The following is an 8,415-nucleotide window of genomic DNA, read 5'->3' as shown; positions in this document are numbered from 1 at the left end:
CCCCGAAATTGATGGAACCGTCCGAATTCTGCGCAGGCATAGGATTGCCATCCTTATCAGTCGCAAACAACTCATTCGGATTATTCTGCTGCTTAGGCAAATTAAAAGCCGAATACGAATTGACCGAGGACGTCGCCCCGCCCGAATCAGTGAGCGTATTGGGAGACGGCTGCTGGCCCGTCACCAGAACCGGCCCAGGAGTCAGCTCATCAACAGGCACCCACTGGCCATCCTTCAAAGCCACCCACTGGTAATAATACGAATTCGTCTGCGAACATACATCAGTGCCGCCGCGAACATTCAGCCAGTACACGAAGAAAGACCTGGGCGGGGCTCCGCCAGGAGCAGTGCCATTAATGCCGTTAGAAGCAGGAAAACCATAATCAGTCACCATGCCCCAATTCGGCTGACCCCCACTATAGAGATTTGGGTTGTTATCCCAGCCTACATAAGACCACGGCCCGCTGCACTGAAGATCAGCTCCACTACCCAAGCAGTCTTTCATGTACTTCTTGAAGCCCCTGCCCTCAGCCGTTAAAGCTGAGGTGATATTAGAAGTTCGATCCGGCGCCTTAATATTAATATCAGAATAAAAGTAGTAGCACTCATCAGCAGCGATGTTGGAGGTCCAGGACCATGTATCACCACCGCAACCCAAAGCTCCTATCTGCTGACCTACAATTGCATAAATGTTCAGAGGCTCGTCGACACCACCCGTTTTATGGGCTGACGAGTCACCCGTATCCCCAAGATTCAGATCACCCTCAACGGAAATGGTCAAATAGTCATATAGACCTGAGTTTATGATCTTATGGACAGTGAAAAACTGATCCTGATTCTTGGCCCAATTATAGGCTCCGGTCCAGGCCGGATCAGTGGATGATTTTGAAGCTATGGTGTTCAGATACTTTATTCGGCGATAATGCGGCGGATTAGTGGAACCTTCATACGGGTATATAAAAGATAGATTACAAGAGCCCGTGGTATCGATGCCGCCGTTAGCTTTGGCGCAGGAAGGGTCGAACTCGTTGTGCTTCACGCGCAGGATGAAGTCCATGCGCAGCTCATCAATGGAGGAATCAATCCTTTGGTTATAAGCCAGCATCTTGTAAAGCAGCGGCTTCCTGCTGGCCGTCCCGTCCTGCCCGTCGACGGCATTCGCCTGACCGGCCGACAAGGCGCTCAGCCCAAGCGGAACAACCATGGCCAGTGCCGCCAGAAGGGTCACCAGAACAGCGATGACCGAACGACTCACACGCAGTGATCCCCTATTGTTCCGTTCTTGCAATCGCTTCAATACGAAACCCCCAAATCCCGATAGAGTCATGTGCTAGAACAGATCAACTGTGCTCTTAGTCTTTCCCTTAATACCGCCGACTCTATCACAGAGATAAAAGAATCGCACCTTCGCGCTTACTTTACCAGCTTCAAGCACAACCGGCATTCAGGGCATGATCATCGATGCTTCGCGACCGTTCACCGTATGGAATCTATAAGGATTTATCAGCCTCTAACGCGGCCGTCGCCCAGCACCCAGCTGACGAGAATCGGCATGATGGCCGCCAAGGCCTTGCCCCTGTGCGAAATGGCGTTCTTTTCATCCGAGGTCATTTCCGCCGAGGTCAGAGGCTCCTGGTCGCTGGCGCGCCGAGGCTGGTCACGGGGCACGAAGATCGGATCGTAGCCAAACCCGTTTTCCCCTCGTGCCTGACGGATGATGCTTCCGGGCATCTCGCCGGTCCTGGTCACCTGAGACCCACGGACGGCGTACCCTGGCACATCAGGAACGACTAGGGCGGCAACGCAGACAAACCGCCCTCCCCTGTGACCGTCAGGAATGTCGTTCAGCTGGTTCAGCAAGAGCTCCAAGTTGGCTTGGTCGTCGCCGTGGCGGCCGCTCCACCTTGCCGAAAGGATTCCCGGGGCCGCGCCCATCACATCAACGACCAGCCCCGAGTCGTCCGCCAGCGCGGGCAGACCGGATTCCCGAGCGGCCCGCCCAGCCTTGATGAGAGCATTCTGCTGAAAAGTGGTGCCGGTCTCTACCGGATCGGGCAGGCCCAACTGGCCGGCCGAAACCAGCTCGATCCTCTGCCCCTCATGGGGCAGGAAACCGTTGAGTATACTACGAAGCTCACGCATTTTGCCCTCGTTGTGCGTGGCCACAACCACTTTTCTGGCCTGCCCCATACAGATTCTCCTCGCTGAAATACCTGCCCTAAGCGTCAGTCAGATGCCAGAGCCTCGTGCTGAGCGGCCTGAAGCTCCCTGTTCCCCTTGGATGCCAGGTCCAGCAAGAGGCCGAGCTCCTGACGGCTGAAGGGGCGATGCTCCGCCGTTCCCTGTATCTCTATGAAATCGCCGGAGCCGGTCATCGACACGTTCATATCGGTCATGGCCCGGCTGTCCTCCAGATAGGGAAGATCAAGCATGGGGTTGCCATCGATGATGCCCACCGAGACGGCCGAGACGCAATCCTTGGTCGCCTTGTCGGCGCTGCGGATGTGATGATGGTCCTGGGCCCATCGGAGGGCATCGACCATGGCCACGTAGGCGCCGGTGACGGAGGCCGTACGGGTGCCGCCGTCGGCCTGAAGCACGTCGCAGTCAAGCTGGATCTGGTTTTCGCCCAAGGCCTTCATGTCCACTACGCCGCGCAGACAACGCCCTATCAGCCGGCTGATCTCCTGGGTGCGTCCACCGACCTTTCCGCGGACCGATTCCCGTGCAGTCCTGTCGCTGGTGGCTCTGGGAAGCATGGCGTACTCGGCCGTGACCCAGCCCAGTCCGGAGTCCTTGCGCCAACGGGGCAGCGTCGGCGTGAAGGAGGCCGTGCACATGACCCGGGTCTTGCCGCACTCAATCAGCACCGATCCCTCGGGGGCATCCGTCCAATGCCGGGTGATGACGACCGGTCGCAACTCATCAGCCGCCCTGCCGTCAGGCCGCAACACGGCACCTTCCTGGAGCATGTCCTTGATAGCAACCATCAGTGATGATCCTTTCCTGTTCCGCCCAGGCTCCCCTGGTCTGGTCCCTATTATTCCGTCAGCCGTCTACCGATCAATGGTCAGCGGTGTCTTGGCCGGCAGGATGCGATCAATCAGGAAGATGACCAGCGACAGGGCGAAGAAAACGACCAGGTACTCAGCCAGGTTGACCAACAGCTGGGCCCATCCCAAGTGTCCGAGGTCCAAGAAGGCATAGGGGTAGGGATTACCGCCCGGCTGCGGTCCCGAATGAGGCCAGATGGCGGCCCTGATCAGTACAAAAGCCACATAGAAGGGGAAATAGATCAGCCAGGTCAGCACATTGTGCCAATGGAAACGACGATGAGGGTCGAACAAGAGGAAGTCCACCGATGCCAGGATGGGGCTGATGACGTGAATCATCCATGTGGTCCGGATGCCCAGGACCAGCTTGTAGTCCGTGCTGTTCAGCCCCAGAACCAGGATGGCCACCAGCCCGGTGATGACGATGTAGAGCGTCAGGCAGCCTTTAAGCCAGGCGGGAGGCTGGACGCCCTTGAGCAGGGTGGCCGCTCCGGCCCAGAGCATGACCAGGCCTAGGGCGATATTGGTCTGGAAGGTAAAGTAGACCCACTTGTTGCCGATCCCCAGCAGCCAGGCCTCGTAGGTGCCGCCCAGGCAGAAAAAGGCGATCAGCAATCGGTAGATGCCCACGACGAATCTCATGCGGACCAGCTTAGCCCACCTTGGGAGGGCAGGGCGAGCCAGGTGGCCGGAGGATTAGACTGGGTGCCAACCAAGTGCTTTTTCACCCACAAAGGGGAACGCATGAACGCTGAAAACAATAGCAAGGGCACCGGAACCTCTACGGCTCTGATGACCGATATGTACGAATACACCATGCTGGATGCAGCCTTGCAGGATGGTACGGCCGGACGCCAATCCGTCTTCGAGGTCTATACCAGACACCTGCCGGCAGGGCGCCGCTACGGAGTGGTGGCAGGCACTGGGCGGATTCTGGACGCGCTGGCGGATTTCCACCCCAGCGAGGATGAACTTCGCTTCCTGTCCGACCGTCGCATCGTCAGCCAGACCACCATCGACTGGCTGGAGCACTTCCGCTTCACCGGAACTATCCGCGGCTATCGGGAGGGCGAGATATTCTTCCCCGACTCCCCCATTCTGCAGGTCGAAGGCAGTTTCGGCGAGTGCACCCTCCTGGAGACACTGATCCTGTCCATACTCAACTACGACTCGGCTGTGGCCTCGGCGGCCTCCCGCATGGTCACCGCAGCCAAGGGCCGGCCCTGCATGGATATGGGCGCGCGCCGTGCCAACGAATATGCAGCCGTGGCAGCGGCCAGAGCGGCCATAGTCGGCGGATTCCAGGGGACATCAAACCTGCTGGCGGCCAAGCGATATGGCTTTAAGGCCATCGGAACCGCAGCCCACTCATTCACCCTCCTTCATGACAATGAACGCGAGGCCTTCCAAGGGCAGATTCAAGCCCTGGGCAAGGGAACCACCCTGCTGACCGACACCTACTCCATCGAGGAGGCCGTCAGGACAGCCGTCGAGGTGGCCGGACCAGAGCTGGGCGGGGTCCGCATAGACTCTGGAGACCTAGGCTCGCTGGCCCAGCAGGTCCGCGCCCAGCTGGATTCCCTGGGAGCCACCAAGGCCACCATCACCGTCACCAACGATCTGGACGAGTACGCCATCGCCTCCCTGCAGAACGCTCCAGTGGACTCCTACGGGGTGGGCACCATGCTGGTCACCGGTTCGGGGGCCCCCACCTGCGCCATGGTCTACAAGCTGACCGAGCGCGAGAACTCCGACGGAGTCATGCAGGCCGTGGCCAAGAAGTCGGTGGGCAAGGCCTCGGTGCCGGGGCGCAAGCTGGCCTACCGCTCCTACCACAACGGGGTGGCCGACGCTGAGCACGTCATCTCGGGCGCCGAACAGGCTTTGTCGGCCTATACGCCTGATCAGGACTGGCGAGATCTGCTGGTCACCTACGTGGACCATGGCCAGAGCATGCCAGGGCACCATGGGGGGCAAGCCGTCCTGGACGCCCGTGAGCACCGGGCCAAGGCCCTTGAGGAGCTGCCCATCAACGCCCTGAGCCTGATGAAAGGCGAGCCTGTCCTGCCCACTCTGGTCAGGAGCATCTGATGGGCGCGCAATCCGAAAACCATCAGCCCGACCCAAGCCGATATGATTCCACAACCTACCGGCGCTGCGGCGACAGCGGTCTGAAATTGCCGCCCATTTGCCTGGGCTGCTGGCACAACTTCGGCGACACCACGCCCCTGGACCGTATGCAGGGACTATGCACGACGGCCTTCGACCACGGCATCACCCACTTCGACCTGGCTGACAATTACGGGCCTGGACCGGGCGCCGCTGAGCGCAACATGGGAATCATCCTGCAGAAATGTTTCAGCCACCATCGCCAGGAGCTGGTCATCTCCACCAAGGCCGGCTATGAAATGTGGCCTGGCCCTTACGGGGACCTCGGCTCACGCAAGCATCTGCTGTCCGGGCTAGACCAGAGCCTGAAACGGCTGGGACTTGACTATGTGGACATCTTCTACCACCACCGCCCCGACCCGGACACGCCCCTAGAAGAGACCATGGGCGCCCTGGCTCAGGCGGTCACCAGCGGCAAGGCCCTCTACCTTGGACTGTCCAACTACGACGGGCCGACCATGGCACGGGCCTCGGCCATCCTGACCGAGATGCACGTCCCCTTCATCATCAACCAAAACCGCTATTCCATCTTGGACAGGACCATCGAAGGCAACGGCCTCAAACAGACGACAATGAACGAGAAGAAGGGACTGATCGCCTTCAGCCCGCTGGCCCAGGGGCTGCTGACCGACCGCTACCTGCAGGGGATTCCCGAGGACAGCCGTATTCGGGCCGACGGCCGCTTCCTCAAGGAGTCCGCCCTGACCCCTCAGCGACTGAAGCAGATCCAGAACCTGAACGGCCTGGCCCGTCAACGCGGCCAGAGTCTGGCAGAGATGGCTCTAGCCTGGCTGCTCAGGGACCCGGCTGTCACCTCGGTGCTCATCGGCGCCTCCAAGCCCGAGCAGATCATGGACAATCTCAAGGCTGTCGAATCCGCCGACTTCAGCCAGGAGGAGCTAGACCTCATCGACCGGATCGCCTTGGACAGGCAGTCCTAAAGCAGCCTGTGCCGCTCAGTAGCCTTCAGTGGCTGCCGCCGGTCATCTGTTCATAAATGCGCTTGCAGTCCGGACAGACCGGGTACTGGGAGGGGTCGTGCTTGGGCACCCAGACCTTGCCGCAGAGAGCCACGACAGGCCGGCCGGTCAGCTTGGACTCGGCGATGCGCTCACGGGAGACGTAGTGGGCGAACCGGTCGGCATCGCCCTGGTCGTTCAGGCGGGTCTTTTCGGCGGTCTCGGTGTCCGGACGGTCCAGAACGGCCGTACCAGTGCCCTGGTCGGGGTTCTGCTCCCGCTCCGGATCCTCCATGCGAATGCTCTTGCTTGCAGTCATGATATCCATGGTACGGCGGCGAGCTACACGTTCGCTCCCTATGACGCGCTACGCTGAGAATCATGACTATCGCTGTATGCCCTGGCTCATATGATCCGGTCACCTCCGGCCACATGGATGTGATCGAACGTTGCGCCTGCTTCTTCGAGACGGTCCACGTGGTCGTGGCCGTCAATGCCGCCAAGACCCCCATGTTTAGCGAACAGAAGCGGGTGGCCATGATCCGCCGGGCCCTGGACGAGGACGGATACCCGAACATCACCGTAGCCTCTACCGATGGCCTGATCACCGACTACTGCCGGAAGGTGGGGGCCTCGGTCATCGTCAAGGGACTGAGACAGAACGGGGACTATGAGGCCGAGCTGGGCATGGCCCTGGTCAATCGCAAGCTGTCCGGGGTGGAAACGCTCTTCCTGCCAGCAGATCCGGTAAGGGAGCACATCTCCAGCACCATCGTCAAGGACGTGGCCAGACATGGAGGGGACATCACCGGCATGGTCCCTGACAGCGTCGTGGATGCATTGATAGACACCTTGCACAGGGACACACCGCACACGGAAAAGAGCCAATGATGAACGAGCAGACCCAGGAGAGGGACGATAAGAAGCCTATCGACGACTCGACCAGAGCGAGCGCTCCCAGGTCCGCAGTCGACATGAAGGACCTGCCCGACCTGCAGGAGGATCGAAGCGAGAGCGGGAACCCCCGATCGGAATTCACCACCGTCTATGACATCATCGATCGGATCCAGGCCGTGCTGGATGAGGCCAAGGCCCCCATTTTCAGTCCGGGACTGGTCAAGGTAGACCGAGACGAGCTGGCCGACGATCTCAACGAGCTCAAGAAGATGCTGCCAGTGCAGCTGGAGCGGGCCTCGGCGCTCATGAGAGAGGCGGAACGCCGGCTGAACACGGCACAGACTCAGGCCAACGCCACCGTATCCGACGCCCAGAGTCGAGCTGCAGACATCGTCAAGGAGGCTGGCGAGCAGGCCCGCTTCCTGGCTGGTCAGGAGAATGTGGTGGCCATAGCCCGGCAGAAGGCCCAGACCATCATCGACACGGCCCAGGCCCAGGCAGACCGTCTGGTCCAGGGGGCCGATGGGTATGCCGCCCAGGTCATGGGCGAGCTCGACACCCAGCTGGGCAAGATGAGTCAGGATGTGCGTGCCGGCCTGGAGGTTCTCCACCAGCGTGAGCAGGAGGCAGCGCGTAGCATGAACGCGTCGGTCTCGGACCGGGGAAAGGAGACGCAGGGATGAGCAGACCGGAGGATTCCCCCTGGGCGGTTTCAGTTGCCCAGGTGTCGACGCGGGCAGGGCAGAGCACCCGAGTGAACCGCGATTTTCCAGCTCCGGAGGGCATCGGCGACCAGGTAGTGGGTATACCGGCAGGAACACCCGTGCATGTGGAGGGTGACATCGACTCCTTGGTGGATGGACTCTTGTTGCAGGCCCACATCAGCGTACCGCTGAAGACCGAATGCACTCGCTGCCTGAGGCCTGTGGACACCAGCATCCAGGACGATCCGGTGGTCTTCTACCCTTACAAGGAACCCGAACCGGAGCCGACCCATGGCAAGGAGGAGATCCTGGCCGAACAGGAGGAGGCCAGCGGCCAGACCTATCCCCTGGCCGGCGCGGGCGCCTTTATGGATCTGGAAGCCCTGCTGCGTGACGCCCTGGTGGAGGCCCTGCCCCTGCAGCCCCTATGCCGACCCGACTGCCGAGGCCTGTGCCCCCAGTGTGGCATGGATCTTAATGACCACCCTGACCACCACCACCAGATGATGGACGACCGCTGGGCGGCCCTGGAGGGGCTGAAGCAGCGTCTTGAGCAGGAGGAGAACCCCGGCAGCGACGGCCAAGCTGGCGAATGACCGGAGGTTGCGATAGACTGCTCTACGCTTAAGCTCG

General features: G+C 60.5%; 9 protein-coding genes and 1 pseudogene. 5 read left to right on the top strand and 5 right to left on the bottom strand.

The genetic code is table 11. The features are described 5' to 3' along the window. The 4 genes and pseudogenes from J3T92_RS06665 to J3T92_RS06650 form a co-directional block, all read right to left on the bottom strand. Nucleotides 1-1,255 (bottom strand): annotated as a pseudogene (locus tag J3T92_RS06665) (hypothetical protein); the annotation flags it as partial. A gap of 248 nt (nt 1,256-1,503) precedes the next feature. Beyond that, nucleotides 1,504-2,190 carry an RdgB/HAM1 family non-canonical purine NTP pyrophosphatase gene (gene rdgB / locus J3T92_RS06660; protein ID WP_267400606.1) on the bottom strand — a complete coding sequence of 229 codons (687 nt, stop codon included), beginning with the start codon at nt 2,188-2,190 and terminating at the stop codon, nt 1,504-1,506. 35 nt (nt 2,191-2,225) lie between these two features. Next, a complete protein-coding gene (rph, locus tag J3T92_RS06655) occupies nt 2,226-2,990 on the bottom strand; it encodes a ribonuclease PH (RefSeq protein ID WP_267400604.1) in 765 nt (254 codons plus the stop codon). Nucleotides 2,991-3,056: 66 nt separating this feature from the next. Beyond that, nucleotides 3,057-3,695, bottom strand: coding sequence for a Pr6Pr family membrane protein (locus J3T92_RS06650; protein WP_220236873.1), 639 nt, complete (start codon nt 3,693-3,695; stop codon nt 3,057-3,059). A 102-nt stretch (nt 3,696-3,797) separates the two neighbouring features. Between J3T92_RS06650 and J3T92_RS06645 the strand changes: the two genes are divergently transcribed. Next, the gene (locus J3T92_RS06645; RefSeq protein ID WP_267400602.1) at nt 3,798-5,144 is read left to right on the top strand and encodes a nicotinate phosphoribosyltransferase; all 1,347 of its coding nucleotides are present in this window, start codon (nt 3,798-3,800) and stop codon (nt 5,142-5,144) included. Continuing rightward, a complete protein-coding gene (locus J3T92_RS06640) occupies nt 5,144-6,163 on the top strand; it encodes an aldo/keto reductase (RefSeq protein ID WP_267400601.1) in 1,020 nt (339 codons plus the stop codon). Before J3T92_RS06645 ends, J3T92_RS06640 begins: the two co-directional genes overlap by 1 nt. Before the next feature lie 25 nt (nt 6,164-6,188). Here J3T92_RS06640 and J3T92_RS06635 read toward each other — a convergent pair whose 3' ends face one another. Then, entirely contained in the window at nt 6,189-6,500 is a 312-nt protein-coding gene (locus tag J3T92_RS06635) for a DUF3039 domain-containing protein (protein WP_024627652.1), read from the bottom strand. 62 nt (nt 6,501-6,562) lie between these two features. Between J3T92_RS06635 and coaD the strand changes: the two genes are divergently transcribed. The 3 genes from coaD to J3T92_RS06620 are packed head-to-tail and all read left to right on the top strand — an operon-like array spanning nt 6,563 to nt 8,378. Further along, complete coding sequence (gene coaD / locus J3T92_RS06630) at nt 6,563-7,072, top strand: pantetheine-phosphate adenylyltransferase (RefSeq protein WP_267400600.1); 510 nt, start codon at nt 6,563-6,565, stop codon at nt 7,070-7,072. Beyond that, a complete protein-coding gene (locus J3T92_RS06625) occupies nt 7,069-7,761 on the top strand; it encodes a cell division protein (RefSeq protein ID WP_267400599.1) in 693 nt (230 codons plus the stop codon). Before coaD ends, J3T92_RS06625 begins: the two co-directional genes overlap by 4 nt. Next, entirely contained in the window at nt 7,758-8,378 is a 621-nt protein-coding gene (locus J3T92_RS06620; protein ID WP_220236868.1) for a YceD family protein, read from the top strand. The genes J3T92_RS06625 and J3T92_RS06620 overlap by 4 nt, the downstream gene beginning before the upstream one ends. Nucleotides 8,379-8,415: the final 37 nt, after the last annotated feature.

The organism is Bifidobacterium sp. B4081 (assembly GCF_026537335.1).
Classification (GTDB): domain Bacteria; phylum Actinomycetota; class Actinomycetes; order Actinomycetales; family Bifidobacteriaceae; genus Bombiscardovia.
Note: the sequence above shows the minus strand (reverse complement) of the source record. Positions and strands in the feature narration are given on the sequence as shown.

Bases quoted from the DNA above. Each gene is read 5' to 3' on its own strand.
- J3T92_RS06650 (WP_220236873.1), bottom strand. From the start codon at position 3,695: ATGAGATTCGTCGTGGGCATCTACCGATTGCTGATCGCCTTTTTCTGC.
- J3T92_RS06625 (WP_267400599.1), top strand. From the start codon at position 7,069: ATGATGAACGAGCAGACCCAGGAGAGGGACGATAAGAAGCCTATCGAC.
- rdgB (WP_267400606.1), bottom strand. From the start codon at position 2,190: ATGGGGCAGGCCAGAAAAGTGGTTGTGGCCACGCACAACGAGGGCAAA.
- rph (WP_267400604.1), bottom strand. From the start codon at position 2,990: ATGGTTGCTATCAAGGACATGCTCCAGGAAGGTGCCGTGTTGCGGCCT.
- J3T92_RS06620 (WP_220236868.1), top strand. From the start codon at position 7,758: ATGAGCAGACCGGAGGATTCCCCCTGGGCGGTTTCAGTTGCCCAGGTG.
- J3T92_RS06640 (WP_267400601.1), top strand. From the start codon at position 5,144: ATGGGCGCGCAATCCGAAAACCATCAGCCCGACCCAAGCCGATATGAT.
- J3T92_RS06645 (WP_267400602.1), top strand. From the start codon at position 3,798: ATGAACGCTGAAAACAATAGCAAGGGCACCGGAACCTCTACGGCTCTG.
- coaD (WP_267400600.1), top strand. From the start codon at position 6,563: ATGACTATCGCTGTATGCCCTGGCTCATATGATCCGGTCACCTCCGGC.
- J3T92_RS06635 (WP_024627652.1), bottom strand. From the start codon at position 6,500: ATGACTGCAAGCAAGAGCATTCGCATGGAGGATCCGGAGCGGGAGCAG.